Origin of the sequence: Stutzerimonas nosocomialis, assembly GCF_005876855.1 — a bacterium.
Lineage (GTDB): Bacteria > Pseudomonadota > Gammaproteobacteria > Pseudomonadales > Pseudomonadaceae > Stutzerimonas > Stutzerimonas nosocomialis.
In genome coordinates this window covers 242,824-269,417 of record NZ_QLAE01000001.1, presented here as the reverse complement: position 1 = coordinate 269,417, position 26,594 = coordinate 242,824, and the positions used below count along the sequence as shown (strand labels likewise).

27 protein-coding genes are annotated in these 26,594 nt (G+C 64.7%); 16 read left to right on the top strand and 11 right to left on the bottom strand.

Translation table 11 applies throughout. The features are described 5' to 3' along the window. The 8 genes from DN824_RS01175 to DN824_RS01140 form a co-directional block, all read right to left on the bottom strand. Positions 1 to 1,184, bottom strand: a 1,184-nt coding sequence (locus DN824_RS01175) for an ExeA family protein (RefSeq protein ID WP_138406559.1), incomplete at its 3' end; no start/stop codon positions are given. An 8-nt stretch (positions 1,185 to 1,192) separates the two neighbouring features. After that, positions 1,193 to 2,296, bottom strand: a complete 1,104-nt coding sequence (aroB, locus tag DN824_RS01170) for a 3-dehydroquinate synthase (RefSeq protein ID WP_138406558.1) — start codon at positions 2,294 to 2,296, stop codon at positions 1,193 to 1,195. Between the two features lie 21 nt (positions 2,297 to 2,317). Further along, the gene (gene aroK, locus DN824_RS01165; protein ID WP_138406557.1) at positions 2,318 to 2,863 is read right to left on the bottom strand and encodes a shikimate kinase AroK; all 546 of its coding nucleotides are present in this window, start codon (positions 2,861 to 2,863) and stop codon (positions 2,318 to 2,320) included. 5 nt (positions 2,864 to 2,868) lie between these two features. Then, on the bottom strand, positions 2,869 to 4,983 hold the full coding sequence (locus tag DN824_RS01160) for a type IV pilus secretin PilQ (RefSeq protein WP_138406556.1): 2,115 nt from the start codon (positions 4,981 to 4,983) through the stop codon (positions 2,869 to 2,871). 53 nt (positions 4,984 to 5,036) lie between these two features. Next, positions 5,037 to 5,564, bottom strand: coding sequence for a type 4a pilus biogenesis lipoprotein PilP (pilP, locus tag DN824_RS01155; RefSeq protein ID WP_138406555.1), 528 nt, complete (start codon positions 5,562 to 5,564; stop codon positions 5,037 to 5,039). After that, a complete protein-coding gene (gene pilO / locus DN824_RS01150) occupies positions 5,561 to 6,184 on the bottom strand; it encodes a type 4a pilus biogenesis protein PilO (protein ID WP_138406554.1) in 624 nt (207 codons plus the stop codon). Before pilO ends, pilP begins: the two co-directional genes overlap by 4 nt. Further along, positions 6,181 to 6,753, bottom strand: coding sequence for a type 4a pilus biogenesis protein PilN (pilN, locus tag DN824_RS01145; protein ID WP_138406553.1), 573 nt, complete (start codon positions 6,751 to 6,753; stop codon positions 6,181 to 6,183). Before pilN ends, pilO begins: the two co-directional genes overlap by 4 nt. Then, a complete protein-coding gene (locus tag DN824_RS01140; protein WP_138406552.1) occupies positions 6,753 to 7,814 on the bottom strand; it encodes a pilus assembly protein PilM in 1,062 nt (353 codons plus the stop codon). The genes pilN and DN824_RS01140 overlap by 1 nt, the downstream gene beginning before the upstream one ends. A 185-nt stretch (positions 7,815 to 7,999) precedes the next feature. Here DN824_RS01140 and DN824_RS01135 point away from each other — a divergent pair, with 185 nt between their 5' ends. Continuing rightward, positions 8,000 to 10,411: a penicillin-binding protein 1A gene (locus tag DN824_RS01135; RefSeq protein ID WP_138406551.1), complete on the top strand. Its 2,412-nt coding sequence runs from the start codon at positions 8,000 to 8,002 to the stop codon at positions 10,409 to 10,411. Positions 10,412 to 10,516: 105 nt separating this feature from the next. Here DN824_RS01135 and DN824_RS01130 read toward each other — a convergent pair whose 3' ends face one another. The 3 genes from DN824_RS01130 to rpmE all read right to left on the bottom strand — a co-directional run bounded on the left by DN824_RS01130 (position 10,517) and on the right by rpmE (position 13,021). After that, a complete protein-coding gene (locus DN824_RS01130) occupies positions 10,517 to 11,785 on the bottom strand; it encodes a malic enzyme-like NAD(P)-binding protein (RefSeq protein WP_138406550.1) in 1,269 nt (422 codons plus the stop codon). A gap of 208 nt (positions 11,786 to 11,993) precedes the next feature. Further along, positions 11,994 to 12,761, bottom strand: coding sequence for a thermonuclease family protein (locus DN824_RS01125; RefSeq protein WP_138406565.1), 768 nt, complete (start codon positions 12,759 to 12,761; stop codon positions 11,994 to 11,996). A 47-nt stretch (positions 12,762 to 12,808) separates the two neighbouring features. Then, positions 12,809 to 13,021: a 50S ribosomal protein L31 gene (gene rpmE / locus DN824_RS01120; RefSeq protein ID WP_138406549.1), complete on the bottom strand. Its 213-nt coding sequence runs from the start codon at positions 13,019 to 13,021 to the stop codon at positions 12,809 to 12,811. Positions 13,022 to 13,204: 183 nt separating this feature from the next. Between rpmE and DN824_RS01115 the strand changes: the two genes are divergently transcribed. From DN824_RS01115 to DN824_RS01045, 15 genes are all read left to right on the top strand, one after another. Further along, on the top strand, positions 13,205 to 15,424 hold the full coding sequence (locus tag DN824_RS01115; protein WP_138406548.1) for a primosomal protein N': 2,220 nt from the start codon (positions 13,205 to 13,207) through the stop codon (positions 15,422 to 15,424). A 120-nt stretch (positions 15,425 to 15,544) separates the two neighbouring features. Then, positions 15,545 to 17,284, top strand: a complete 1,740-nt coding sequence (gene argS, locus DN824_RS01110; protein ID WP_138406547.1) for an arginine--tRNA ligase — start codon at positions 15,545 to 15,547, stop codon at positions 17,282 to 17,284. Then, entirely contained in the window at positions 17,285 to 17,956 is a 672-nt protein-coding gene (locus tag DN824_RS01105; protein ID WP_138406546.1) for an SPOR domain-containing protein, read from the top strand. A gap of 114 nt (positions 17,957 to 18,070) precedes the next feature. Then, a complete protein-coding gene (gene hslV / locus DN824_RS01100; protein ID WP_138406545.1) occupies positions 18,071 to 18,607 on the top strand; it encodes an ATP-dependent protease subunit HslV in 537 nt (178 codons plus the stop codon). Positions 18,608 to 18,645: 38 nt separating this feature from the next. Continuing rightward, complete coding sequence (gene hslU / locus DN824_RS01095; RefSeq protein WP_138406544.1) at positions 18,646 to 19,989, top strand: ATP-dependent protease ATPase subunit HslU; 1,344 nt, start codon at positions 18,646 to 18,648, stop codon at positions 19,987 to 19,989. Between the two features lie 51 nt (positions 19,990 to 20,040). After that, complete coding sequence (locus DN824_RS01090; RefSeq protein WP_138406543.1) at positions 20,041 to 20,415, top strand: gamma-butyrobetaine hydroxylase family protein; 375 nt, start codon at positions 20,041 to 20,043, stop codon at positions 20,413 to 20,415. A 297-nt stretch (positions 20,416 to 20,712) separates the two neighbouring features. Then, positions 20,713 to 21,483: a bifunctional demethylmenaquinone methyltransferase/2-methoxy-6-polyprenyl-1,4-benzoquinol methylase UbiE gene (gene ubiE, locus DN824_RS01085; protein WP_138406542.1), complete on the top strand. Its 771-nt coding sequence runs from the start codon at positions 20,713 to 20,715 to the stop codon at positions 21,481 to 21,483. After that, positions 21,483 to 22,109, top strand: coding sequence for a ubiquinone biosynthesis accessory factor UbiJ (locus tag DN824_RS01080; protein WP_138406541.1), 627 nt, complete (start codon positions 21,483 to 21,485; stop codon positions 22,107 to 22,109). Before ubiE ends, DN824_RS01080 begins: the two co-directional genes overlap by 1 nt. Beyond that, positions 22,106 to 23,716 carry a ubiquinone biosynthesis regulatory protein kinase UbiB gene (ubiB, locus tag DN824_RS01075; protein WP_138406540.1) on the top strand — a complete coding sequence of 537 codons (1,611 nt, stop codon included), beginning with the start codon at positions 22,106 to 22,108 and terminating at the stop codon, positions 23,714 to 23,716. The genes DN824_RS01080 and ubiB overlap by 4 nt, the downstream gene beginning before the upstream one ends. Positions 23,717 to 23,764: 48 nt before the next feature. Beyond that, on the top strand, positions 23,765 to 24,160 hold the full coding sequence (hisI, locus tag DN824_RS01070; protein WP_138406539.1) for a phosphoribosyl-AMP cyclohydrolase: 396 nt from the start codon (positions 23,765 to 23,767) through the stop codon (positions 24,158 to 24,160). Then, positions 24,153 to 24,485, top strand: coding sequence for a phosphoribosyl-ATP diphosphatase (locus DN824_RS01065; RefSeq protein WP_138406538.1), 333 nt, complete (start codon positions 24,153 to 24,155; stop codon positions 24,483 to 24,485). The genes hisI and DN824_RS01065 overlap by 8 nt, the downstream gene beginning before the upstream one ends. 22 nt (positions 24,486 to 24,507) lie before the next feature. Beyond that, positions 24,508 to 24,738 (top strand): twin-arginine translocase TatA/TatE family subunit, encoded by a 231-nt coding sequence (gene tatA / locus DN824_RS01060; RefSeq protein ID WP_138406537.1) that lies wholly within the window; start codon positions 24,508 to 24,510, stop codon positions 24,736 to 24,738. 15 nt (positions 24,739 to 24,753) lie between these two features. After that, positions 24,754 to 25,101 carry a Sec-independent protein translocase protein TatB gene (gene tatB / locus DN824_RS01055; RefSeq protein WP_138406536.1) on the top strand — a complete coding sequence of 116 codons (348 nt, stop codon included), beginning with the start codon at positions 24,754 to 24,756 and terminating at the stop codon, positions 25,099 to 25,101. After that, on the top strand, positions 25,098 to 25,889 hold the full coding sequence (tatC, locus tag DN824_RS01050) for a twin-arginine translocase subunit TatC (RefSeq protein WP_138406535.1): 792 nt from the start codon (positions 25,098 to 25,100) through the stop codon (positions 25,887 to 25,889). Before tatB ends, tatC begins: the two co-directional genes overlap by 4 nt. Beyond that, the gene (locus tag DN824_RS01045; protein WP_138406534.1) at positions 25,886 to 26,593 is read left to right on the top strand and encodes a 16S rRNA (uracil(1498)-N(3))-methyltransferase; all 708 of its coding nucleotides are present in this window, start codon (positions 25,886 to 25,888) and stop codon (positions 26,591 to 26,593) included. Before tatC ends, DN824_RS01045 begins: the two co-directional genes overlap by 4 nt. Position 26,594 lies beyond the last annotated feature (1 nt).

Below are 26,594 nucleotides of genomic sequence, written 5' to 3'. Positions count from 1 at the left end.
GGGGCGGGAGCAGGTGCCGGTGCCGGTGCCGGTGCCGGTGCCGAGGGTGCAGCCGCAGCTAGCGGAGGCGTCTCGTTGACGGTCTGGCGCGGCGCCTCGACCGGCTGCGAAGGGGCAGGCACGGCAGCCACAGGCGGATCGAGCTGAGGGGCAGGCTCGTCGACGCCGCCTGCATAGTCCTCCTCTTCGCCACCCGAAGCGGCGGCCAATGGCTCGCGCATCACCGGCTGCGGGTCACTGCCGAGCGGCAACGGCACCGGCTGATTGTTTCCCGCGAATTCGATGGCGGTTCCACGCGACTGCCCGGCTTCGTCTCCCGCCAGCTCGGTCTCCTCGCTGCCACCTCGGAACACCAGCGCGAGAGCGATCACCACCAGCACAGCCGCCGCTGCGAGAAGATGCTTTTTCGGCAGGGCGAAACCGGCGCCCTTGACGCCCCCCTTGCGCGATACCCGCATCGCCTCGATCAGCACCTCGCGTGCCACCTGGTTGATCTTTCCCGGCCAGCCGCCGGATTCGGCGTGAATATCCTCGACCTGCTGTTCGCTCAGCACGTCGAGACTGCTGTCGGCACCCTCCAGGCGAGCCGCGAGGTAATCGCGCGTCTCGTCTTCGTCGTACGGCTGCAGCTCGATGGCGTGATAGCGCTCCTCGCCATCGGCCAGTACCTCGAGCCGGGCCACCAGGGTCGCCTTGCCGAAAAGAAACACATGCGGCCGCGCCTCGGGACTGCCCGCCGCCAGCCGCAGCAGAAGCTCCACGGCATCGTCGCTGAGCAGCTCGGCGTCATCGAACAGCAGGTAGACTTCCTGACCGGTCAAGGCCAGCTGGACGATCTGCGCCATGATGCCGTCGAAGTCCGCGCGCTTGACGCCCAGCCCCTGGGCGATCTGCTGCAGCAGATCGCCCGGTCCGGTAGCGTCCTGCAGGGCCACCACGACGCTTTGCACCGCCTGTTTGTTGGTGCTGGCGACCAGCGCTTGGCGCAACAGTGTCTTGCCACTGCCGGCCGGCCCCGTGACCACGAGCAGGAGCTGGCTGTAACGAGCGAGGTGGTGCAGCTGGCCCAACACCGGTTTGCGCTGGGCAGGGAAGAACTTGAAGCCCGGCACGCGAGCGGCGAAGGGGTCGTGACTGAACCCATAATGGCTCAGGTAGGACTCGTCAGCGGACAAACTGGTCATGGAAATTCTTAGACTCCTAGCTGAGCCAGCAGCGCGTCGTAATCGGCGCGCAAGGTGGCTTCCAGCACTTCACGGGGGAAATCGGCGGTTACGACAGCCTCTCCCAGGCGCTTGAGCAGCACCAGACGCAGCTGCCCATCGATGACTTTCTTGTCGACGGCCATATGGCGCAGAAAATCCTCGGGCGTCATGTCGGCTGGAGGGGTAACGGGTAACCCGGCGCGCGCCAGCAGGCGCACCGCACGGTCGCGATCCGCAGCCGACAGCCAACCGAGGCGGCAGGACATTTCCAGCGCCATCACCGTACCCGCGGAGACGGCCTCGCCGTGCAGCCATACGCCATAACCCTGATGGGTTTCGATGGCGTGACCAAAGGTATGGCCCAGGTTGAGAATGGCTCGAATACCCGACTCCCGCTCGTCCGCCCCGACCACCCTCGCCTTGGCGGCGCAGGAGCGCCGAATGGCTTCGGTCAGCGCAGCCGCATCAAGCGAACGCAGTGCCTGAACGTGCTCTTCGAGCCAGCCGAGGAAGGGCTCGTCACAGATCAATCCGTACTTGATCACCTCGGCAAGGCCCGCGGACAGCTCGCGAGGAGGGAGGGTGGACAGGGTCGAGGTATCGATGATCACCGCCTGCGGCTGGTAGAACGCACCGATCATGTTCTTGCCCAGCGGGTGGTTGATACCGGTTTTCCCCCCCACCGAGGAGTCGACCTGCGACAGCAGCGTCGTCGGCACCTGGATGAAATCGACCCCCCGCTGATAGCAGGCGGCCGCAAAGCCGGCCATGTCACCGACGACACCGCCGCCGAGCGCAATGAGGGTGACCTTGCGGTCCAGCCGGGCCGTAAGCAGTGCATCGAAGATGAGATTGAGCGTCTGCCAGTTCTTGTAGGCCTCGCCATCGGGAAGCACGACAGGCGTCACCGCCACGCCGGAGAGCGAATCAATCAGGCGGTCCAGGTACAGGGGCGCAACCGTCTCGTTGGTAACGATCGCGACCTGCTTGCCGCCAATGTGCTCGCCAAAGAGCTCACCACGACCGAGCAGCTGGTCGCCGATATGAATGGGATAGCTACGCTCGCCAAGATCGACTTCAAGAGTCTGCATGACACCCCCGCTCAAAGGGCCCTAGGATAGCGCAGATTGGTCGCGGCTTTCACGGGGCATGAGCCCCTGCAGGCGATCGAGGATTTCCATCACCACCAGACGCGGCGGACGCTCGTCCGTCTCGACGATGATGTCGGCGATGCTTCGATAAAGAGGGTCGCGCACAGCCATCAGCTGACGCAGGATGGCCTCCGGATCGGCTGCACGCAGAAGCGGGCGGTTGCGATCCCGAGCGGTTCGATCGAGCTGCTGCTCGACCGAAGTACAGAGGTAGACGACCCGACCGCCGGCGCGCAAAGCCCGACGGTTGTCGTCACGCAGAACAGCCCCGCCGCCGGTCGCCAGCACCAATCCTTCCAGACGGCAAAGATCGGCAATGACCGCATGCTCGCGCTCGCGGAATCCCTGCTCACCTTCCACATCGAAGATCAGCGGAATGCTCGCCCCGGTACGCTGTTCGATTTCCTTGTCGGAATCCTTGAACGGGATGCGAAGCTCTTTGGCAAGAAGACGCCCGATGGTGCTTTTACCAGCACCCATCGGGCCCACAAGTATGGTGTTCTGCACCTAAATCAGCGGCTCACTGCAATGGCTTGATGATTCAGGATACGCGGAGTGAGGAAAATCAGCAGCTCCGATTTGGCATCGGACACGATGTCGCGACGGAACAGCCGACCCAGATAAGGCAGGTCGCCCAGGAACGGAACCTTGTCGACAGCCTGAGTCTGGGTATTGGAGAACACGCCCCCGATCACCACGGTCTCGCCGTCAGCCACCAGCACCTTGGCGTTGACCTCGTTTTTGCTGATCGGAGGCACACCGTTCATAGCACGCTGGAAGTCCGCCGCGTCCTTGGTCACCTTCACTTCGAGAATCACACGGTTGTCCGGCGTGATCTGCGGCGTCACTTCCAGCGACAGGGCCGCCTCCTTGAACGAAGTCGAAGTCGCGCCACTGGAGCTGGCTTCCTGGTAAGGAATTTCCGAGCCACGCAGGATCTTGGCGGTTTCCTTGTCAGCGGTCATGACTTTCGGCTGCGAGACGATTTCACCGTTACCGGTCTTTTCCATCGCAGACAGTTGCAGGTCAAGGATCAGATTGTTGGTGATGAAGCCAATGCCGAGGCCAGCCGTACCCTGAGCCCCCAGGTCCACGAAAGGAACCGGAGCGATACCTTCGGCGGCAGTTACGTTGCCGACGGTATCGGTACCTGGCCACCGAGGCTGATTACGGTCTCCATCAATGAAGGTGGTAGCGCCATCCTTGCCATAGATAGTCGAATTACCCGAGGTCAGGTTGCCACCCCAACGTACACCGAGCGCCTTGTCGTAATCGACGTTGGCTTCAACGATGCGCGCTTCGATCATCACCTGACGAACCGGGATGTCCAGCTGAGTCACGATCCGGCGCAGCTCGTCCAGGCGCTCCTGGGTCTGATAGGCAATGATGTTATTGGTGCGGTCATCAACGGCGATCGAACCGCGATCATCGGCCTGCCCCGCGCTGGTCGTCACGGTCTGGAACAACTTGGCGATATCCGAAGCCTTGGCATAGTTCACCTGAACCACTTCGCGGCGCAACGGGGCCAGTTCGGCGATCTGACGCTTGGCTTCGAGCTCCTGACGTTCCCGTGCAGCGATTTCGTCAGCCGGTGCGACCAGGAGCACATTGCCTACCTGGCGCTTGTCCAGGCCCTTGGTTTTCAGGACCAGATCCAGCGCCTGGTCCCAGGGCACGTTCTGCAGACGCAGGGTAATGTTGCCCTGGACGGTATCGCTGGCAACCAGGTTGAGATCCGTGAAGTCGGCAATCAGCTGCAGCACGGAGCGCACATCGATGTCCTGGAAGTTCAGGGACAGCTTCTCGCCGGAATAGGCGAACCGCTCGGCCTTGCGCTTCTCCATGTCGTCCTGGGTCAACGGCTTGATGCTGATGGTCAGCTTGTCGTCCGTCTGATAAGCCAGGTAATCGTAGAAGCCACTTGGCTCGATGACGATGTCGGCGCCGTCGGACTTGCTGGAGGCATTGACGAAGCGCACCGGCGTCGCGAAATCCTGCACGTCCAGACGCACGCGCAAGGCTTCCGGCAGTTGAGTCTTGGCAAAGGACACGCGGATCTTGCCGCCCTGCTCTTCGATGCTCGGGCTGACCGACGGATCGGACAACGAAATGACCACGTTACCCGCGCCGTCTTCCCCGCGCTGGAAGTCGATATTGCTGATGGCCTTGCCCGCCGCAGCGCGCACCACCGGCGCCGACGCAACCGGAGCCGTGGCTGGCGCGGCGGAAACCGCAGCCGGCGCGCCGGCACTTTCGCCCAGGACCACGAACATGTTCTTGCCGTCGACCCGGGTCGAATACGGGACCAGCGAGGTCAGGTTGACGATGACGCGCGTACGATCCTTGGCTTCGACAACCGTGACGCTGCGGGCATTGCCCACACCCAGTTCACGATTCTTCGCGCCGAGCTTGTTCGAAACGCCAGGCAGGTCCAGCGCGATACGCGCCGGCTGGTCGATGGTATAGCCACGAGGATTGGCGACGGGCTCGTCGAAACCCAGCTTGAGCTCGACGCGATCCCCCGGCAGCGACGCCACGTCGAGGGCCGTCAGGTTGGCCGCGAGCAGCGCGGGCGATATGAAGACCGCCAGCATGGACAAACCGAGGCGAGATAAGGTGCTGTTCATAAGAGGCTTCCGTTGTGCAGACCGGTATAGGTTTTCCATTATTTATCCCGCGCTCAGGAGCGCTCTTTCAGGGTCAAACTCCGGGGACGTTCAAGCCATCCACCGTCCCCGTCGGGCACGATCTCAAGCACATCCACAGCGGCTTCATTGATGGAAACGACGCGCCCATGGTTGCGCCCGAGATAATCGCCGACACGCACCCGATGCACGCCGCCAGCCCCTTGGACCAAGGCGTACATGCCACCGTCGTTGGACAGCGAACCCACCATGGTGAAGTTCTCGATATTGAAGCCCTCGAGGAACTGCTTGATACGCGTATCGTCGGGACGGATATCCTTGGTGCCTTTCTGCTGTCGGGCGAGATCGATCTTGACCGGCGGCTGGAATGGACTGCGCAGCGCAGAAGCGCTATAGGTGAAGGCTTCGTAAGGCTGAAAGGCCGGTAGCGGCTCGATCGAACCCTTGGGCTTGGCCCTGACCTCATCCATATAGGCCTGCAGGTCAGCGAAGTTGCCGCCACTGCCACAGCCGGCGAGTACAGCAAAAGAAAGGCTGAGTGAAATCAAACGGACGCTGTTCATTGCTGCGCCCCCTTGTCGTTATAACGATAGGTCTTGGCCCGAATACTCATCCGCAGCCGCGAAGTGGTTTCGGCGCTTTCCGGCTTCAGCTCGAAATCGTGCAGCGTGACGATGCGCGGCAGACTGGCGACGCCACTGACGAAAGTCGCAAGATCGTGGTAAGTACCGACCGCCTTGATGTCGATGGGCAATTCGATATAGAACTGCTGGACTACTTCAGGCTGCAATTTGATTTCCTCGAACTCCAAGCCACTGCCGAGGCCGGTCCGGGTAATGTCTTCAAGCAGGCCAGGCACTTCGGTATCGCTGGGCAACTGCCTCAGCATGGCGCCGAAGGAAGTTTCCATCTCCTTCATCTGATCGATATAGGCCTCCAGATTCGCCGCCTGGAACGCCTTGGTGGAAAACTGTTGCTTCAACGTTTCTTCCTGGCTTTGTTCTCGCTCAAGCCGAGCCTGAATATCTTTCAGGTGAAAGTTATAGCCAAGCGCGAGCACTGCAATAAACACCAGAATGCAGGCAATGACCTTTACCGGCGCGGGCCAGGAGCCCAGGTTGTTCATGTCCAGGTCGGCAAGATCGACCTGGCGCAGACTTTCCAGCGATTTAGCCAAGCTCATTGTTTGGCTCCTTCCGTAGCGACCACTGGCTGCGTTTGCTGCACGGTGAGTTGAAAGACGTTGGCCTGCTCCACTGCACCAGCAGTCACAGCCTTGACCTCGTTGAGGTTGGGCGCCTGGAGCCACTCGGAGCCATCGAGGTTACGCATCAGATTGGAGACGCGGTTGTTCGACTCGGCCGCACCCACGATGGCGATGTTCTTGCCGGTCATCTTCAGGCCGGTGAAATACACACCATCCGGAAGCGTCCGTACCAGCTGGTCGAATACGCGACCGATGATCGGACGATTGCCCTGCAGATCCTGGATGATCTTCATCCGCTCGAGCAGCTGCTGACGACGCTGCTTGAGTTCGCTGATTTCCTTGATCCGAGCATCGAGAACGGCGATCTCCTTGCGGACGAAATCATTGCGCGCCTGCTGCTGGCTGATGGCGCCTTCGAGGTATTGGTCACCCAGGAAGACGAGTCCGGCGGAGACGACGAGCACGCCCACCAGAGTGACGAGAAAGCGCTGCTTTCGCTCTTCACGCAGCTGTTCACGCCAGGGAAGTAAGTTGATCCGCGCCATCAGTCGAAACTCCTCATCGCCAGACCACAGGCAATCATCAAAGCGGGCGCGTCACTGGCCAACGCACCGGCGTTGACCCTGCTGCTCAAGGCCATATCGGCAAAAGGATTGGCGACTAGAGTCTGGGTCCCGATTTTCTGCTGAATCAACCGATCGAGGCCCGGAATCGAAGCCGTGCCACCGGCGAGCAGAATGTAGTCGACATCGTTGAACTGGCCGGCCGCAAAGAAGAACTGCAGCGAGCGGGATACCTGCTGGACGACCGCCTCTTTGAACGGCTGCAACACTTCGCTGTCATAGTCGTCCGGGAGGCCTCCCTGTTTCTTCGCGAGCCCGGCCTCTTCGGTGGAGAGACCGTAACGGCGCTGAATCTCTTCGGTCAGCTGGCGGCCACCGAACAACTGCTCGCGGGTATAGATGGTACGCCCGTTGTGCAGCACGCTGAGCGTGGTCATGGTGGCGCCGATATCGACGATCGCCACGGTGAGCTCGTCATGGCTGCCGCCGAGCTGGGCATCGAGCAGGCTATATGCCCGCTCCAGTGCATAGGCCTCGACGTCGACCACCTTGGCGGTCAACCCGGCGAGCGCCAGGGCCGCTTCGCGTACTTCGACGTTTTCCTTGCGGCATGCGGCAAGCAGCACCTCGACCCGCTCAGGCGTACGCGCCAAGCCCTGAACCTCGAAGTCGATCGCCACTTCCTCGAGCGGATAGGGAATGTACTGGTCCGCCTCGATCTTGAGCTGATTCTCCAGCTCGTCGTCGGACAGGCCCGCCTCCATCTCGATGGTCTTGGTGATCACCGCCGAACCGGCCACCGCCACGGCAACCGAGCGCGCGCCGGTCTTGGCTTTCGCCAGCACGCGCGCAAGCGCCTCGCCGACACCTTCGAGTTCGGCGATGTTCTTTTCGACGACTGCGTTTGGAGGAAGCGGCTCCACGGCGTAGGCCTCTACCCTGTAGCGGCTGCCGGAGCGGCTTAATTCGAGGAGCTTGACTGAGGTCGAACTGATATCGATCCCAAGCAGCGTATTCGCTTTCTTAGTGAAGAGCCCTAGCACGACCGATTTCCTATCTGAATCCGGTACTTACGGATTAATTATGTTTTTCCACATTAGATAACAGTCTTGACAGAAGCGCAAATGGCTCCCCAGCAAAAAAACCGCTTATAATGTGAACGGTTTTTCCCTTTCAGCATCGCCTCCGGCAGCACTCACTTTACCCACCTGGAACCCCAAGAACCTTGATGCGTTTCCTGAAGTTTTTCCTTTGGTCTGGCTTAGCTATTTTCTGCGGACTGCTGCTCAGTTTGAGCGGTGCCTTCCTTTATCTAAGCCCCAACCTGCCTTCCGTCGACGCACTTCGCAGCATCCAGCTCCAGATCCCGCTGAGGGTCTACAGCAGTGATGAAAAGCTGATTGCAGAATTCGGGGAAATGCGCCGGTCGCCGATTCGCTTCGACGAGATCCCGAAGGACTTCATCCATGCGTTGCTCGCGGCAGAGGATGACAACTTTGCGAACCATTATGGCGTCGAGCTGACCAGCCTGATGCGCGCTGCCACGCAAATATTGAAGAGCGGGCAGATCCAGACCGGCGGCAGCACCATCACCATGCAGGTCGCGAAGAATTACTTCCTCACCAGCGAACGGAGCTTTTCCCGCAAGATCAACGAAATCCTGCTCGCACTGCAGATCGAACGCGAGCTGAGTAAGGACGAAATTCTCGAGCTTTACGTCAACAAGATTTACCTCGGCAACCGCGCCTACGGGATCGAAGCAGCCGCTCATGTCTATTACGGCAAATCCATCAAAGACTTGAGCCTCGCGCAGATGGCGATGATAGCCGGTCTGCCGAAAGCCCCTTCGGCATTCAACCCCCTGGTGAATCCGACGCGCTCCAAGGAGCGTCGCGACTGGATCCTGGGACGTATGCGGCGCCTGGGCTCCATCGACCAGGCGCGCTATGAAGAGGCCCTCGCCGAGCCGGTCGACGCCAAGTATCACTTCGCCGCGCCGGAGCTCAACGCCGCCTATATCGCCGAGATGGCCCGCGCCGAAATGGTCGGCCGTTACGGCAGCGACGCCTACACCGAGGGCTATCGGGTCTACACCACCATCACCAGCGAGCGCCAACTGGCCGCCAACGCCGCGCTCGATACCGGCCTGATCGAATACGACCAGCGCCACGGCTACCGCGGCCCGGAAGCCCGACTGGAAGGCCGGTCCCGCGAAGAGTGGCTGACCGAGCTCGGCAAGCGCCGGGCGGTTTCCGGCATGCTGCCCGCCGTGGTCACCCAGGTGGAGAACAGCGGCATCATGGTGCTGCTGCGCGACGGCACCGAACAGCCAGTCGCCTGGGACAGCATGAAGTGGGCCCGCCCCCATCTGGGTACCAACAGCCTGGGCCCAAGGCCGCAGCGCCCAGCCGATGTGGTCAAACCAGGTGACGTCATTCGGGTGCGTCAGCAGGACGAATCCCTGCTGTTCAGTCAGATCCCCGCTGCCCAGGCGGCACTGGTGTCACTGGACCCGCAGGATGGCTCGATCGAAGCCCTGGTCGGCGGCTTCTCTTTCGACCAGAGCAGCTACAACCGTGCCGTCCAGGCCAAGCGCCAGCCCGGCTCGAGCTTCAAGCCGTTCATCTACAGCGCCGCGCTGGACGCCGGTTTCACCGCCGCGAGCATGGTCAACGACGCCCCCATCGTGTTTACCGAGCAGGGCATGGATCGCGTCTGGCGCCCCAAGAACGACAACAACACCTTCCTGGGGCCGATCCGCATGCGCGAGGCCCTGTACAAATCGCGCAACCTGGTCTCGATCCGGATGCTGCAGACCATCGGCATCGATTACGCCATCGACTACATCACCCGCTTCGGCTTCAATCGCCAGGACCTGCCGCGCAATCTTTCGCTCGCACTGGGTACCGCCACCCTGACGCCGATGGAAATCGCCACGGGCTGGACGACCTTCGCCAACGGCGGGCACAAGATCCAGCCGTACCTGATCCAGCGCATCGAAGACCGCGAAGGCAAGGTGATCTTCCAGGCCAACCCGCCACGGGTCGGCGCCACGGAACAGCCCTCCGCCAAGGCCGAAACCGTCGGCCAGCACGCCGCGGCAGACGCCCCGGACGCGCAGACCCCGATCGCCGCCGAACAGGTGATCGACGAGCGCACCGCCTACATCATGACCAGCATGCTGCAGGACGTGATCAAGAAGGGCACGGGCCGCCGGGCGCTGGCGATGAACCGTGGCGATCTCGCTGGCAAGACCGGCACCACCAACGATTCGATCGACAGCTGGTTCTCCGGCTACAACGCCGATTTCGTCACTACGGTGTGGGCCGGCTTCGACCAGCCCCAGAGCCTCGGGCGCAACGAATACGGCGGCACGGTCGCTCTGCCGATCTGGATGCATTACATGTCGGCGGTGCTCGAAGGTCGACCGGAGCACCTGCCGCCCGAACCCGACGGCATCACGACCCTGCGCATCGATCCGGTCAGCGGTCGTGCCGCATCGCCCGGCACGCCGGATGCGTACTTCGAGCTGTTCAAGTACGAGGACTCGCCGCCCTCCATGGGCGAGTTCGACGGCGGCCTGCAGATTCCCGGCACACCGCTGCCCGAATCCGAAGCCGCACCGCTGGACCTGTTCTGACCGCCAGCCGGACGCATCGAGACGAAGCATCCGGCACGCGGCAACGGGCAAAAAAAACCCCGCATCAGCGGGGTTTTTTCATTTGTCTTCGGCGGTCTGCGGCGATCAGCCGTTGAACACGTCGTTTACCGACTGCAGCGGATAGTGCTTCGGATATGGCAGCGTGGCCACGCCCGTCTCGATCGCCGCCTTGGCGACCGCGTCGGATACCAGGGTGATCAGGCGAGGATCCATCGGCTTGGGAATGATGTACTCGCGACCGAACTCCAGGCTGTCGACACCATAGGCTGCGGCGACTTCGGCCGGCACCGGCAGCTTGGCCAGGTCACGCAGGGCCAGCGCAGCGGCGATCTTCATCTCTTCGTTGATGCGCTTGGCGCGCACGTCCAGAGCACCACGGAAGATGAACGGGAAGCCCAGCACGTTGTTGACCTGGTTCGGGTAGTCGGAACGACCGGTCGCCATGATCACGTCGGAGCGCGTCGCATGGGCCAGCTCGGGGCTGATTTCCGGATCAGGGTTCGAGCAGGCGAACACGATCGGGTTGGCCGCCATGCGGTTGAGGTTTTCCGGGCTCAGCAGATTGGCTCCGGAAAGACCGACGAACACATCGGCGCCGTCCAGCGCATCGGACAGGGTGCGCTTGTCGGTTTCATGGGCAAACACGGCCTTGTACTGGTTCAGATCGTCGCGCCCGGCATGGATCACGCCCTTGCGGTCGATCATGAAGATGTTCTCGATCTTCGCGCCCATGCTCACCAGCAACTTCATGCAGGAGGTGGCTGCAGCACCGGCGCCAAGGCAGACGATCTTAGCCGATTCCAGCGACTTGCCGGCGATTTCCAGCGCGTTGAGCATGCCGGCTGCGGTCACGATGGCTGTGCCGTGCTGGTCGTCGTGGAAGACCGGAATGTCGCACTGTTCGATCAGCGCACGCTCGATCTCGAAGCACTCAGGCGCCTTGATGTCTTCGAGGTTGATGCCACCGAAGGTGATGGAGATACGCTTGACGGTGTCGATGAAAGCCTGCGGGCTTTCGGCATCCACTTCGATGTCGAAGACATCGACGCCGGCGAAGCGCTTGAACAGAACGCCCTTGCCTTCCATCACCGGCTTGGAGGCCAGCGGGCCGAGATCGCCGAGACCCAGGATAGCCGTACCGTCGGAAATGACTGCGACCAGGTTGCCTTTGCCGGTGTATTTGAAGGCCAGCTCCGGATCGCGAGCGATCTCGCGCACGGGCTCGGCGACACCAGGGCTGTATGCCAGGGACAGGTCGCGGGCAGTCGCGGTGGGCTTGGTCAGCTCGACACTCAGCTTCCCGGGACGGGGCTGGCAGTGATACTCGAGCGCGGCAGTTTTCAGGTCGGTCATGTTGGCATTCCGCTTGTTTTACTGGAACAGACAGACGGTCGAGCATACGCAAGAAGGTGGGCCCTCACAAGGTTGCCACCGCCGCAGCCCAGACGCCACGGGCACGCCAGCCGAAAAGGCGCTTACGTTATGACCGACAGCGGAACCCCGGTGCCAAGCGAGAACGCCCACCCCGCCAAGCGTCATGCCGATCGCTCCGAGCGATGACTCAGTCGCGCGCCTCCAGCATCGACGGATGGGTGATCGGCAGCATCCAGCGGGCCTGCCCTGCCCTGACGCCTCTGCGCTCGATCACCCAGCCGCGCGCCTGAACCCGGCGACCGGCCAGGGCGTCGAGCGCAGCGCTGTCGAAACTGTCCAGGTGTCGCATCGCGATGTGCAGGACCGCCGGCCCTTCGAGCTCGAGCCATACCCCGCCCCGGTTGCGCTCGACGCGCTCCACCCGCGCCTCGATCAGCGCGAAGCCCGCCTGGGCGAGGGCATCGGGCGCAAGAACGGAGGGCTTGCGCCAGAGGTTTCGGCCCGCCTCGCGCGCCTGCCGCTCGGCGGCCTGATGGCATTGCCAGAGCTCGACATTGGGCGCCTGAGCAACGAAGTAACCAAGCCCTTCACCAAGCAGCGCCGCTTCGAGACTCGCACCCGCGCTGTCGTAGACATGCGCCAGGGTGCGACCGTAGCGGTCCTTCGCTTCGGCGCCGACCTGCAGGCCGACGCGCCCGCCACTGGCCCGGACCCGCGCCTCCAGTTCTCGCCGCGCCAACACGGCGAAGGGTTCCTCTGCCCGCCCGCCCCCGCCGAGCTCCGGCGTGTTCAGCCCGATCAGCCGAACGCTGCGCCCGTCGGCCAGGCGCAGGGTGTCGCCATCCACCACCCGCGCCACCTCGACCTGTGGCAGGGGGCCGGGCGCAGGACAGGACGCCTGAACCGCAGATGACAGACAAACGAAAAAGGCGCCCACGAGGGGCGCCTTTTTCAGTGTCGCTGTAACGAAGAAGCCCATCGGCTTTTCGTCTCGGCCCAAGCTTACTTGGCGCCGAATACGCCGAAGCGCTGCTTGAAGCGGTCGATACGGCCGCCGGTATCCAGCACTTTCTGCTTGCCGGTGTAGAACGGGTGGCATTCGGAGCACACGTCCAGGTTCATGTTCTTGCCCAGCGTGGAGCGGGTCTTGATGACGTTGCCGCAGCTGCAGGTGGCTTCGATTTCTTGGTACTTCGGATGGATATCGGCTTTCATGATGAATCCTCACGTCTGATGTGCCGCCACCCGACCCTATGTCGAGCACCGCACGGATTAAGGGCGCGGATGATACCAGAGCAAGGGCACGATGCAAGGGCCGCAGCGATGATCGGCCGACGCCCTCTGCGCCGCGCCCGGCTTCGCTGATAAGATCGCGCCTCGCCCCCAAGGACCGCTCGCGTGCCCATCCCGATCCTACGCCTCGCCCTGCCTTCGCCGCTGCGCCGACTGTTCGACTACCGGGCGCCGGATGGCGTGCCGCATACGGCACTGCAACCGGGCATGCGGCTGCGCGTGCCGTTCGGCAGGCGCGAGGTGATCGGCGTGCTGGTGGAGATCGCAGACCAGAGCGAAGTGCCGGAGGCCAAGCTCAAGGCAGCGTTGGAAGTACTCGACCTCCAGCCACCGCTGCCGACGGCATTATTCAAGCTCTGCCTGTGGACCGCCCAGTATTACCAGCACAGCCTGGGGGACACCTTCAGTTGGGCCCTGCCGACCCTGCTGCGCCAGGGCGAGCCGGCCGAAGCGCGCCAGGAGCGCTTCTGGTACCTGGCCGAGGGCGCGCGCATCGATGACCCGCGCCTGGCACGCGCGCCGCGCCAGCGCGAGGCGCTCAAGGCCATCGCCCAGCATCCCCATGGCGTTGCCCATGCGCTGCTGGCGAAGCTGCAGCTGAGCAAGGACAGCCTCGACCTGCTGCGCCAGAAAGGACTGCTGCGCGTCGAAGTGCGCCGCCATGTGCCGGCCGAACACCATGGCAGCTGGCTGCTGCAGCCGGAACTGCCGCTCAACCCCCAGCAACGCCTGGCCGTCGAAGCGGTACGCGCGGGCCTGGGCGGCTACCAGGCCTTCCTGCTGGCTGGCGTGACCGGCAGCGGCAAGACCGAAGTCTACCTGCAGCTGATCCACCAGGTGCTCGCGGCGGGCAGGCAGGCGCTGGTACTCATCCCCGAGATCAACCTCGGCCCGCAGACGCTGGCCCGCTTCGAGCGTCGCTTCAACGCACGCATCGCGCTGCTGCATTCCAACGTCAACGACCGCGAGCGCCTCGATGCCTGGCTGGCGGCGCGCGACGGCGAGGCGGACATCATCATCGGCACCCGCTCGGCGCTGTTCACCCCGATGAAGAACCCGGGGCTGATCATCATCGACGAGGAGCACGACGCCTCTTATAAACAGCAGGAAGGCCTGCGCTACCACGCGCGTGACCTCGCCGTGGTACGCGCCCGGCAGGAAAACCTGCCGATCGTGCTCGGCTCGGCCACCCCCTCGCTGGAAAGCCTGCACAACGCCCACAGCGGCCGCTATGCCCTGCTCAAACTGACCGAGCGCGCCGGCGGCGCGAAGCCGCCGCGGTTCCACCGCCTCGACGTGCGCAGCCGCCCGCTGGATTCAGGCATCTCCGGCCCCCTGCAGCAGGCCATGGCGCAGACCCTGGCGGCCGGCCAGCAGGTGCTGGTGTTCCTCAACCGCCGGGGCTTCGCGCCGACACTGCTGTGCCACGACTGCGGCTGGCTCAGCCAGTGCCCCCGCTGCGACGCGCGAATGACGCTGCATCAGCGCCACAACGAGCTGCGCTGCCATCACTGTGGCCATAGCGAACGTCCGCCGAGCAACTGCCCCAGTTGCGCGCACGTCGACCTGCGACCGGTCGGTGCCGGTACCGAGCGCGCCGAGGAGCGCCTGGCGGTGCTGTTTCCCGATTACCCGGTCTTGCGCGTCGACCGCGACAGCACCGCGCGAAAGGGCGCCATGGACCAGTTGCTGGGGACCATCAACCGGGGCGAGCCCTGCCTGCTGGTCGGTACGCAGATGCTCGCCAAGGGGCACCACTTCCCCCGCGTGACCCTGGTCGCCATCCTCGATGCCGATGGCGGCCTGTTCTCGGCCGACTTTCGCGCAAGCGAGCGCATGGCGCAGCTGATCCTGCAGGTCGCCGGCCGCGCGGGGCGTGCCGAAGAGCCGGGCCAGGTGATCATCCAGACCCACCTGGCAGACCATCCACTGCTGGTGCAACTGACCGAACAGGGCTACTTCGCCTTCGCCGAGCAGGCCCTGTCCGAACGGCGTGCCGCCGGCCTGCCGCCGTTCAGCCACCTCGCGCTGCTGCGCGCCGAGGCCCACAAGCCGGGCCAGGCGGAAGCCTTCCTCGATGACGCCTGCGCCGAGGCGGAAGGGCTGCTGGGCGCGCTGCAGCTCGGCGGCGTCGAACTGCTCGGCCCGGTACCGGCGCCCATGGAGCGGCGCGCCGGGCGGTTCCGTGCGCAATTGCTGCTGCAGTCCAGCGCACGCGCTCCGCTGCATCGCCTCATGGCCGCCTGGCTGCCGCTGCTCGAGCAACTGCCCGACAGCCGCACGGTACGCTGGTCGCTGGACGTAGACCCGATCGACCTTTTTTAGCGGGAGCTGGCAGGAACCCGCCGGCGCGCTTTTCCGCTTTTACCTGAAGCGGGTGGCTTGCAGCTTGCCGCTACTTTTATAATGCAGGGTTTACCGCGTCCGCAGGCAAGGCCTTATCCGATGAAAGACAGCATCCGCCACCTGATCCAGCAAGCCCTGAACCGCCTCGTCGGCGAAGGCGTGCTGCCCGAGGGGCTGACCCCGACGATCCAGGTGGAGAACACCAAGGACAAGAGCCACGGCGACTTCGCCAGCAACATCGCGATGATGCTGGCCAAACCGGCCGGCATGAAGCCGCGCGATCTGGCCGAGAAGCTCATCGCCGCGCTGCCGGCCGATGAAGGAATCACCAAGGTGGAGATCGCAGGGCCGGGCTTTCTCAACTTCTTCCAGAACAGCGCCGCGCTGGCCGAACGACTCGAAGCCGCGCTGGCCGACGAGCACCTGGGTGTACGCAAGGCCGGCCCGGCGCAGAAGGTCGTCATCGACCTGTCGTCTCCGAACCTGGCCAAGGAGATGCACGTCGGCCACCTGCGCTCGACCATCATCGGTGACGGCGTGGGCCGAGTTCTTGAGTTTCTCGGCGACGAGGTGATCCGGCAGAACCACGTGGGCGACTGGGGCACCCAGTTCGGCATGCTGCTGGCCTATCTGGAAGAACGCCCGGTGGCGGCGCAAAGCGAGCTGGCGGACCTGGAAGAGTTCTACCGCGCCGCCAAGAAGCGCTTCGACGAGAGCGCCGAGTTCGCCGACCGGGCCCGCGCCCTGGTGGTGAAGTTGCAGGCCGGTGATGCCGACTGCCTGCGGTTGTGGAACCGCTTCAACGACATTTCCCTGTCTCACTGCCAGAAGGTCTACGACCGCCTCAACGTCCGCCTGAGCCCCGCCGACGTACGCGGCGAGAGCGCCTACAACGACGAGCTGCCCGGTATCGTCGACGCTCTGCGGGACAAGGGCCTGCTCAGCGAAAGCGACGGCGCGCAGTGCGTCTTCATGGACGAGTTCAAGAACGCCGAAGGCAACCCCCTGCCGGTGATCGTGCAGAAGGCCGGCGGCGGCTACCTCTACGCCACCACCGACCTGGCGGCCATGCGTTACCGCAGCCAGGTGCTCAAGGCCGACCGGGTGCTCTACTTCGTCGACCAGCGCCAGGCGCTGCATTTCCAGATGGCGTTCGAAGTGGCCCGTCGCGCCGGCTTCGTGCACCCGGGCATGCAGCTCGAGCACATGGGCTTCGGCACCATGAACGGCGCCGATGGCCGCCCGTTCAAGACCCGCGACGGCGGCACGGTCAAGCTGATCGACCTGCTCGACGAAGCCCAGGAACGCGCCTACACGCTGGTCAAGAGCAAGAACGCCGACCTCGACGAGGCCGAGCTGCGCCAGATCGCCCGCGCCGTGGGCATCGGCGCAGTCAAGTACGCCGATCTGTCCAAGCACCGCACCAGCGACTACAGCTTCAACTTCGAGCAGATGCTGAGTTTCGAGGGCAATACCGCGCCCTACCTGCTCTATGCCTACACCCGGGTCGCCAGCCTGTTCCGCAAGCTGGGCAAGGGCGTGGACGAGATCGGCGGCCACATCCAGCTCGAGGCCGAACAGGAGCAGGCGCTGGCCGCCAAGCTCGCGCAGTTCGCCGACGTGCTCAACAACGTCGGCGAGAAAGGCGTCCCACACCTGTTGTGCAGCTATCTGTACGATCTCGCCGGACTGTTCTCCAGCTTCTACGAGCACTGCCCGATCCTTGCGGCAGACAGCGAAACCCGCAAGCAGAGCCGCCTGCGCCTGGCCGCCCTGACCGGCCGCACGCTCAAGCAGGGGCTGGAACTGCTCGGCCTGGAACCACTGGAGCGGATGTAAGTGGCAGCAAAGAAGAGAGCCGCGCCCAAGCGCGGCGCCAGTCGCTATCAAGCCCCCTCGAAAAAACCCGTCCCGGGCTGGGTATGGCTCGTCTGCGGGCTGGTGATCGGGGCCTTCGTGGTGTTCCTGACCACCCTCGAACCCGGTGACGACCAGGTCAAACGGGTCAAGGAAGACGCCCGACAGACCGCCAAGGAGCAGCCCAAGCGGGCCACCACGCCGGCCAAGCCGGAGCCGGCCAAGCCCAAGTACGATTTCTACACCCTGTTGCCCGAGTCGGAAGTGATCCTGCCGCCGGACGCCACGCCGCCGGCTCCGCAAACGCCGACGGTGACGCCCGAGGAAGCCGCCCGGATCGACGCCGCCCGCGCCGAGGCCGCGCTCAACGGGCAGACGCCGCCGCCTCCGCCGACCGTCGCTAAGGCGCCGGTGACCCAGTACTTCCTGCAGGCCGGTTCGTTCCGCAAGAAGGAAGACGCCGACCGCGTCCGTGCCCAGATCATCCTGCTCGGCAATGACGTGCGGGTCGAAGCCGGTACCGTCAACAACGAAACCTGGCACCGGGTGCTGGTCGGGCCGTACGGCACCCGCGAACAGCTCGCCCAGGCGCAGAAGACCCTCGCCGCCAGCGGTTACAAGAACCTGCTGCTGCAACAGCGCCAGGGCCGCTAACCGACCGGGCCGGCAGGCACCCGGATGACGGCGTCATCCTTGAAGCCTGCCGACCGCGTCCCCATATCCCCAGGCATTCGGGCATTCATCGCCCCGCTGCGTGGAGATTTCACCTTGACCACCATCGTTTCAGTACGCCGCAACGGCAAAGTCGTCATGGGCGGCGACGGCCAGGTATCGCTCGGCAACACCGTCATGAAAGGCAACGCCAAGAAGGTCCGGCGCCTCTATCACGGCCAGGTCCTGGCCGGCTTCGCCGGCGCCACCGCCGATGCCTTCACCCTGTTCGAACGCTTCGAAGGTCAGCTGGAGAAGCACCAGGGTCATCTGGTGCGCGCCGCCGTCGAACTGGCCAAGGACTGGCGCACCGACCGCTCCCTTAGCCGCCTCGAGGCGATGCTGGCCGTCGCCAACAAGGATGCCTCGCTGATCATCACCGGCAATGGCGACGTCGTGCAGCCCGAAGACGATCTGATCGCCATGGGCTCGGGCGGCGGCTTCGCCCAGGCGGCGGCGATGGCGCTGATGCAGAAGGGCGACGCCGCGCTGTCGGCCCAGGACATCACCGAAGCCGCGTTGAACATCGCCGGCAGCATCTGCGTCTTTACTAATCAGAACCTGACCATTGAAGAGCTGGATTCCGCGGTCTGACCGGCCCTGAGAACCGTTTCCCGCTCCGGAGTACCCGCATGTCCATGACGCCCCGCGAGATCGTCCACGAACTCAACCGCCACATCATCGGCCAGGACGACGCCAAGCGCGCCGTCGCCATCGCCCTGCGCAACCGCTGGCGGCGCATGCAGCTGCCTGCCGAGCTGCGCCAGGAAGTCACGCCCAAGAACATCCTGATGATCGGCCCCACCGGGGTCGGCAAGACCGAGATCGCCCGGCGCCTGGCCAAGCTCGCCAATGCGCCCTTCCTGAAGGTCGAGGCGACCAAGTTCACCGAGGTGGGCTATGTGGGACGTGACGTCGAGTCGATCATCCGCGACCTTGCCGACGCCGCCCTGAAGATGCTGCGCGAGCAGGAAGTCCACAGGATGCGCCACCGCGCCGAAGATGCCGCCGAAGAACGCATCCTCGACGCGCTGCTGCCGCCCGCCCGCCCGGTGGGCTTCAGCGAGGAACCGACCCGCAGTGACGATTCCAATACCCGCCAGCTCTTTCGCAAGCGCCTGCGCGAGGGCCAGCTCGACGACAAGGAAATCGACATCGAGGTGGCCGAGACGCCCGCCGGCGTGGAAATCATGGCCCCGCCCGGCATGGAGGAAATGACCAGCCAGTTGCAGAACCTGTTTTCCAGCATGGGCAAGGGCAAGAAGAAGTCGCGCAAGCTCAAGATCAAGGACGCGCTGAAGATGGTCCGCGACGAGGAAGCGGCCCGCCTGGTCAACGAGGAGGAGCTCAAGGCCCGCGCGCTCGAAGCGGTGGAGCAGAACGGCATCGTCTTCATCGACGAGATCGACAAGGTGGCCAAGCGCGGCAACACCAGCGGCGCCGACGTGTCCCGCGAAGGCGTGCAGCGCGACCTGCTGCCGCTGATCGAAGGCAGCACCGTCAACACCAAGCTGGGCATGGTCAAGACCGACCACATCCTGTTCATCGCCAGCGGCGCCTTCCATCTGTCCAAGCCCAGCGACCTGGTGCCCGAACTGCAGGGTCGCCTGCCGATCCGGGTCGAGCTGAAGGCGCTGTCGCCGGAAGATTTCGAACGCATCCTCACCGAGCCCCACGCGTCGCTCACCGAGCAGTACCGCGAACTGCTCAAGACCGAGGGGCTGCACGTCGAATTCGCCGAAGACGGCATCAAGCGGCTCGCCGAGATCGCCTGGCAGGTCAACGAGAAGACCGAGAACATCGGGGCGCGCAGACTGCACACCCTGCTCGAGCGGCTGCTGGAAGAAGTATCCTTCAGCGCCGCCGACCTGGCCGGCCAGCAGAACGGCGAACCGATCCGTATCGATACCGACTACGTCAACAGCCACCTCGGTGAGCTGGCCCAGGACGAAGACCTGTCGCGGTACATCCTTTAAAAGCAGCCGGAAGCTGCGTTCACCAGCTTCCCGCTCACACGGAGCATGCCCATGCGCATCCCCACCGCCATCAAGCTGCACAAGGCCTCCAAGACGCTGGAGCTCGAATACGGGCCGAACGAGCGCTACGTGCTGAGTGCCGAGCTGCTGCGCGTCCATTCGCCCTCGGCCGAAGTGCAGGGCCATGGCAACCCGATCCTGCAGACCGGCAAGCTCGGCGTCGGGCTGACCCACATCGAACCGGCCGGCCAGTACGCGCTCAAGCTCACCTTCAGCGACGGGCACGACAGCGGGCTGTTCACCTGGGACTACCTGGAGAAGCTGGCCACCCAGCAGGATGCGCTCTGGGCCGCCTACCTCGAAGAGCTGGCCGCCGCCGGCAAGTCCCGCGACCCTCAGGTATCCCCGGTCAAGCTGATGCTCTGACCTGATGAGGTCTGGCGCTCGGCACCGAGCGCCAGTGCCCCGTCCCGTCCGCCCGGCGCCCCGAGCGTTCACCGCCCGCCCTCCCGCCTGCACGCTTCGGCGCCCGCCGCCGTGCCTCTCACTCCGCGATTCACGCTGGACACCGATCCAGGCGCCGCCTCCCCGGGTCAAAAAGCCGCGCCCCGCTCCTCAAGCGACAGGCGCGCCGGCCCGCTTGGCGAAGGCGACGCGCGAGGTGGGGCAAAAGCGCAGCCTTTTAGGTTTAGAATGCCGGCACATTCTTCCGGTGAAAGTGACATGACCGATCCCCGCAAAGAGCCAGACGTAGACGGCATCACCCATTTCGGCTACCAGAGCGTGCCCGAGAGCCAGAAGGCGCAGAAGGTCGCGGAGGTCTTCCACTCGGTGGCCGCCAAGTACGACCTGATGAACGACCTCATGTCCGCCGGCGTGCACCGCCTGTGGAAGCGCTTCACCATCGAGCTGTCCGGCGCCCGTCACGGCAACCGCGTGCTCGACATCGCCGGCGGCACCGGCGACCTGACCCGCCAGTTCTCGCGCATCGTCGGCCCCACCGGCGAGGTAGTGCTGGCCGACATCAACGCCTCGATGCTCAAGGTCGGCCGTGACCGCCTGCTGGACAAGGGCGTTTCGGGCAACGTGAAGTTCGTCCAGGCCGACGCCGAGAAGCTGCCGTTCCCGGACAACCATTTCGACGTGGTGACCATCGCCTTCGGCCTGCGCAACGTGACCCACAAGGAGGACGCCATCGCCTCCATGCTGCGCGTGCTCAAGCCCGGCGGCCGACTGCTGGTGCTGGAATTCTCCAAGCCGACCAATCCGCTGCTCTCCAAGGCCTACGACGCCTATTCGTTCAGCCTGCTGCCGATGATGGGCAAGCTGATCACCAACGACGCCGACAGCTACCGCTATCTGGCCGAATCGATCCGCATGCATCCGGACCAGGAAACGCTCAGGTCGATGATGGCCGAGGCCGGCTTCGAGCGCGTCACCTATCACAACATGACCGGCGGCATCGTCGCCCTGCATCGCGGTATCAAACCCTGATGTTGCGCGCCGCCCTGCTCGCCAGCGCCGAAACCGGCCTCAACCGCGTGTTGCGGATGGACAGCACGGCGTTGCCGCGCCTGGGCCGTCTTGCCGGCAAGGTCATCGAGGTACGCTGCAGCACACCCACGCTGACCCTGTTCATCCTCGCCGACGAGCAGGGCCTGCGCCTGGCTTCGGACTGGGCGGCCGAACCCGATTGCCGGCTGACCGCACCGGCCTCGCGCCTGCTGCAACTGGCCGTCAGCCGCAACAAGACCGCCGTGCTGCATGCCGATGACGTCACGCTGGAAGGCGACACCCACGCCCTGACCAGCCTCGCCGACGTACTGCAGGACCTCGACCTGGACTGGGAATACTCGCTCTCCCAGTGGCTCGGCCCGGTGGGCGCGCAGCTGGTCGGCTCGAGCCTTCGCGGCCAGGCGCGCTGGACGCGCAACAGCATCGAGACGCTGCGCCGCGACCTGGCCGACTACCTGGCCGAGGAAAGCCGCAGCCTGGTCGGCAAGGCCGAAGCCGAGGCACGCTTCGCCGAACTGGACGACCTCAAGCTGCGGCTCGATCGACTCGAAGCCCGCCACCGCCGCCTCGCCCATCCCCTTACCGCCAACGACGCCGAAGAATGAAGCTGTTCGCCGCCACCCGCCGCCTGTTCCGCATCCTGCTGGTGGTGATCCGCTACCGCCTCGACGACATCATTCTCGACCTGCCGATGCCCTGGTGGCTGCGCGCGCCGAGCTACCTGCTGCCCTGGCGCTGGATACCGCGCCGGCGCACCACGCTCAGCCGCGGTGCCCGCCTGCGGCTGGCCCTCGAAGGCCTGGGGCCGATCTTCATCAAGTTCGGCCAGCTGCTGTCCACTCGCCGTGACCTCATGCCGCCGGACATCGCCGAAGAGCTGGCGATGCTGCAGGACCGCGTACCGCCGTTCAGCTCGGAAAAGGCCATCGCGCTGATCGAGCAACAGCTGGGCGCGCCGGTGGGCCAGGTGTTCGCCCGCTTCGACAGCAAGCCGCTGGCCTCGGCCTCGGTCGCGCAGGTCCACGCCGCCAAGCTGCGCAGCGGCGAGGAAGTGGTGGTCAAGGTGGTGCGACCGAACCTGCGTCCGGTGATCGCCCAGGACATCGCCTGGCTGTTCGTGCTCGCCAAGACCGCCGAGCGCGCCTCCACCGAAGCGCGTCGGCTGCATCTGGTGGAGGTGGTCGACGACTACGCCAGAACCATCTACGACGAACTCGACCTGCTGCGCGAGGCGGCCAACTCCAGCCAGCTCAAGCGCAACTTCGAAGATTCCCAGCTGCTCTACGTGCCGCAGGTGTACTGGGACTACTGCCGCCCGAAGGTGCTGGTGATGGAGCGCATCTACGGCATTCCGGTGACCGACATGGCGGCCCTGGCCGATCAGCGCACCGACATGAAGAAGCTCGCCGAGCGTGGCGTGGAAATCTTCTTCACCCAGGTCTTCCGCGACAGTTTCTTCCACGCCGACATGCATCCGGGCAACATCTTCGTCAGCACCCGCCAGCCGTGGGACCCGCAGTACATCGCGGTGGACTGCGGCATCGTCGGCAGCCTGACGCCGGAGGATCAGGACTATCTGGCGCGCAACCTGATGGCCTTCTTCAAGCGCGACTACCGCAAAGTGGCGCAGCTGCACATCGACTCGGGCTGGGTGCCGGCCGAAACCAAGGTCAACGAGTTCGAGGCGGCGATCCGCACCGTCTGCGAGCCGATCTTCGAAAAGCCGCTCAAGGACATCTCCTTCGGCCAGCTGCTGGTGCGCCTGTTCCAGGTGGCGCGGCGCTTCAACATGGAAGTCCAGCCGCAGCTGGTGCTGCTGCAGAAGACCCTGCTCAACATCGAGGGCCTGGGCCGCGAACTCTATCCCGAACTGGACCTGTGGAAGACCGGCCAGCCCTATCTGGAGCGCTGGATGCGCGAGCGCCTGAGCCCCAGGCAACTGGTGAAGAACCTGCACGGGCAGATCGAACAGCTTCCCCACCTGGCCGGCATGACCCGCGAGCTGCTCGAACGCATGGCCCATCCGCACGCCCACAACCCGCCGCCGCCGTGGCGCGAGCGCCATCACGGCTGGCCGTTGCGGCTGATCGGGGCCGTGCTGATCGGCAGCGGCGCGACACTCGCGGCCGGGGCCGACAGCGTCACCGCCGCGGCTGCCTGGCCCGCCTGGGTGATGCTGGTGACCGGCCTGTTCATCGTCGTGCGCCGATAGCCAGCCGCGCAGCGCACTGGCACACTTGGCCCTCTAGCGGAGATTGCGATGAACTGGCTGGACGAAATCAACTGGAACGACGACGGCCTGGTGCCGGCGATCGCCCAGGACTGGCAAAGCGGCCGGGTGCTGATGATGGCCTGGATGAACCGCGAAGCCCTGCAACTGACCGCGCAGGAAGGCCGTGCCATCTACTGGTCACGTTCGCGTGGCAGGCTATGGCGAAAGGGCGAGGAGTCCGGGCATGTGCAGAAGCTCCACGAGCTGCGCCTGGACTGCGACGCCGATGTGGTCATCCTGATGGTTGAGCAGGTCGGCGGCATCGCCTGCCATACCGGGCGCGAAAGCTGCTTCTACCGCGTCTACCAGGACGGCGACTGGAAAACCGTCGAGCCGGTGCTCAAGGACCCGCACGCCATCTATGCAGGACATACGCATGACTGACACGCTCGCCCGTCTGGCCGAGGTACTGGAGGCCCGCAAGGGTGCGGCGCCGGACAGCTCCTATGTGGCCAGCCTGTATCACAAGGGACTGAACAAGATCCTGGAAAAGGTCGGCGAGGAATCGGTGGAAACCATCCTGGCCGCCAAGGACGCTGCCGGCAGCGGCGACTGCAGCGACCTGATATACGAAACCGCGGACCTCTGGTTCCACAGCATGGTGATGCTCGCCGCCCTCGGCCAGCATCCGCAGGCCGTGCTGGACGAGCTGGATCGCCGCTTCGGCCTCTCTGGGCACGCGGAAAAAGCCGCGCGCCCGCAAACCTGATTCATCTTCCGGAGACATCACCATGGGTTTAGGTGGCATTAGCGTCTGGCAACTACTGATCGTCCTTCTCATCGTAGTCATGCTGTTCGGTACCAAGCGCCTCAAAGGGCTGGGCTCGGACCTTGGCGATGCGATCAAGGGATTCCGCAAGTCCATGGGCACCGAGGACGAGAAACCCGGCGTCGAGGAAAAGCGTCCGCACACCATCGATGCCGAAGCCCGCAAGGTCGACGAGCCGGTCAAGAAAGACTAACCGGGGTCCGCCGCGATGTTCGACGTAGGTTTCACCGAGCTGATGCTGGTCGGTCTGGTGGCGCTGCTGGTCCTCGGCCCCGAGCGCCTGCCCGGCGCCGCGCGGACCGCCGGGCTGTGGATCGGCCGGCTCAAGCGCAGCTTCAGCACCATCAAGGCGGAGGTCGAGCGGGAGATCGGGGCCGACGAGATCCGCCGGCAGCTGCACAACGAGCGCATCCTCGACCTCGAGCGGGAAATGAAGCAGAGCATCATGCCGCCTTCCAGCGCGCCCGAGACCAAACCGGCAGAGCCGCAAGACGTCGCACCGGCTCCCGAACCGACCGCGCCCGCCCCACGTCCGGACAGATCGCCTGAACCATGACCAACAGAGCCAACGATGACCAGGAAATGCCCCTGGTCGCCCACCTGACCGAACTGCGCAAGCGCATCCTGCGCTGCGTGGTGGCGATCCTGCTGCTGTTCGGCGGCCTGTTCTATTTCTCCCAGCAGATCTACGCCCTGGTGGCCGCGCCGCTGCGCGCCTACCTGCCCGAAGGCGCGACCATGATCGCCACGGGCGTCGCCTCGCCGTTCCTGACGCCCTTCAAGCTCACCCTGATGGTGGCGCTGTTCCTCTCGATGCCGGTCATCCTGCACCAGATCTGGGGCTTCATCGCGCCCGGGCTGTACAAGCACGAGAAGCGCATCGCGGTGCCGCTGCTGATCTCCAGCATCGTGCTGTTCTACGCTGGCATGGCGTTCGCCTATTTCGTGGTTTTCCCGATCATGTTCGGCTTCTTCGCCAGCGTGACCCCGCAGGGCGTGGCGATGATGACCGACATCGGCCAGTACCTGGACTTCGTGCTGACGCTGTTCTTCGCCTTCGGCGTGGCCTTCGAGATCCCGGTGGCGACCTTCCTGCTGATCTGGGTCGGCATCGTCGACGTGCAGACACTGCGCAAGAGCCGCCCCTACGTCATCGTCGGCTGCTTCGGTGTCGGCATGGTGCTGACGCCGCCCGACGTCTTCTCCCAGACACTGCTCGCCGTGCCGATGTGGCTGCTGTTCGAGATGGGCGTCATCTGCGGCAGCATGGTGGCCAAGAAGCAGCAGGCCGAAGAGGCCGACCCTGCGGCCAATGGTAGCCAGCCGCCCGCACCGCGCCCGTGAACCTGCTGCTGCTCGAGCCCGCCGACCATGTGGCGGGCGACCGGGTCGTCCTGCGCGACCGGCGCCTCAGGCATCTGCGCGAGGTCCACGAGGCCGAGGTCGGGCAGACCCTGCGGGTCGGCCAGCTCGGCGGGCTGATGGGCGAAGGGCGCCTGTTACGCCTGGACGAACAGGAAGCCGAACTCGAGATCAGTCTCGACCAGCCGCCGCCGGCCAAGCTCCCCCTCACCCTGCTGCTCGCCTTGCCGCGTCCCAAGATGCTGCGCCGCGTGCTGCAGACGGTCGCCGCCATGGGCGTGCCGCGTCTGGTGCTGCTCAACAGCTACCGGGTGGAAAAGAGCTTCTGGCAGACCCCCTTCCTCGAACCCGCCGCGATCCGCGAACAGCTCGTGCTCGGCCTCGAACAGGCCCGCGACACCCTGCTGCCCGAGGTCATCATCGAGAAGCGCTTCAAACCCTTCGTCGAGGATCGCCTGCCCGCCCTGGCGGCCGGCAGCCTCGGTCTCACCGGCCACCCCGGCGACTATCCGCCCTGCCCTCGCGCCCTGAGCGAGCCGGTGACCCTGGCCATCGGCCCGGAAGGCGGCTGGATTCCCTATGAAGTGGAAAAGCTCGCCGCCGCCGGCCTCGCGCCGGTGCAACTGGGCGAGCGCATCCTGCGCGTCGAGACGGCCGTCCCGGCGCTGCTGGCACGGCTGTTCTGAA

Bases quoted from the DNA above. Each gene is read 5' to 3' on its own strand.
- aroB (WP_138406558.1), bottom strand. From the start codon at position 2,296: ATGCAGACTCTTGAAGTCGATCTTGGCGAGCGTAGCTATCCCATTCAT.
- DN824_RS01160 (WP_138406556.1), bottom strand. From the start codon at position 4,983: ATGAACAGCACCTTATCTCGCCTCGGTTTGTCCATGCTGGCGGTCTTC.
- pilP (WP_138406555.1), bottom strand. From the start codon at position 5,564: ATGAACAGCGTCCGTTTGATTTCACTCAGCCTTTCTTTTGCTGTACTC.
- pilO (WP_138406554.1), bottom strand. From the start codon at position 6,184: ATGAGCTTGGCTAAATCGCTGGAAAGTCTGCGCCAGGTCGATCTTGCC.
- pilN (WP_138406553.1), bottom strand. From the start codon at position 6,753: ATGGCGCGGATCAACTTACTTCCCTGGCGTGAACAGCTGCGTGAAGAG.
- DN824_RS01135 (WP_138406551.1), top strand. From the start codon at position 8,000: ATGCGTTTCCTGAAGTTTTTCCTTTGGTCTGGCTTAGCTATTTTCTGC.
- DN824_RS01130 (WP_138406550.1), bottom strand. From the start codon at position 11,785: ATGACCGACCTGAAAACTGCCGCGCTCGAGTATCACTGCCAGCCCCGT.
- rpmE (WP_138406549.1), bottom strand. From the start codon at position 13,021: ATGAAAGCCGATATCCATCCGAAGTACCAAGAAATCGAAGCCACCTGC.
- argS (WP_138406547.1), top strand. From the start codon at position 15,545: ATGAAAGACAGCATCCGCCACCTGATCCAGCAAGCCCTGAACCGCCTC.
- hslU (WP_138406544.1), top strand. From the start codon at position 18,646: ATGTCCATGACGCCCCGCGAGATCGTCCACGAACTCAACCGCCACATC.
- DN824_RS01090 (WP_138406543.1), top strand. From the start codon at position 20,041: ATGCGCATCCCCACCGCCATCAAGCTGCACAAGGCCTCCAAGACGCTG.
- ubiE (WP_138406542.1), top strand. From the start codon at position 20,713: ATGACCGATCCCCGCAAAGAGCCAGACGTAGACGGCATCACCCATTTC.
- DN824_RS01080 (WP_138406541.1), top strand. From the start codon at position 21,483: ATGTTGCGCGCCGCCCTGCTCGCCAGCGCCGAAACCGGCCTCAACCGC.
- ubiB (WP_138406540.1), top strand. From the start codon at position 22,106: ATGAAGCTGTTCGCCGCCACCCGCCGCCTGTTCCGCATCCTGCTGGTG.
- hisI (WP_138406539.1), top strand. From the start codon at position 23,765: ATGAACTGGCTGGACGAAATCAACTGGAACGACGACGGCCTGGTGCCG.
- DN824_RS01065 (WP_138406538.1), top strand. From the start codon at position 24,153: ATGACTGACACGCTCGCCCGTCTGGCCGAGGTACTGGAGGCCCGCAAG.
- tatA (WP_138406537.1), top strand. From the start codon at position 24,508: ATGGGTTTAGGTGGCATTAGCGTCTGGCAACTACTGATCGTCCTTCTC.
- tatB (WP_138406536.1), top strand. From the start codon at position 24,754: ATGTTCGACGTAGGTTTCACCGAGCTGATGCTGGTCGGTCTGGTGGCG.
- tatC (WP_138406535.1), top strand. From the start codon at position 25,098: ATGACCAACAGAGCCAACGATGACCAGGAAATGCCCCTGGTCGCCCAC.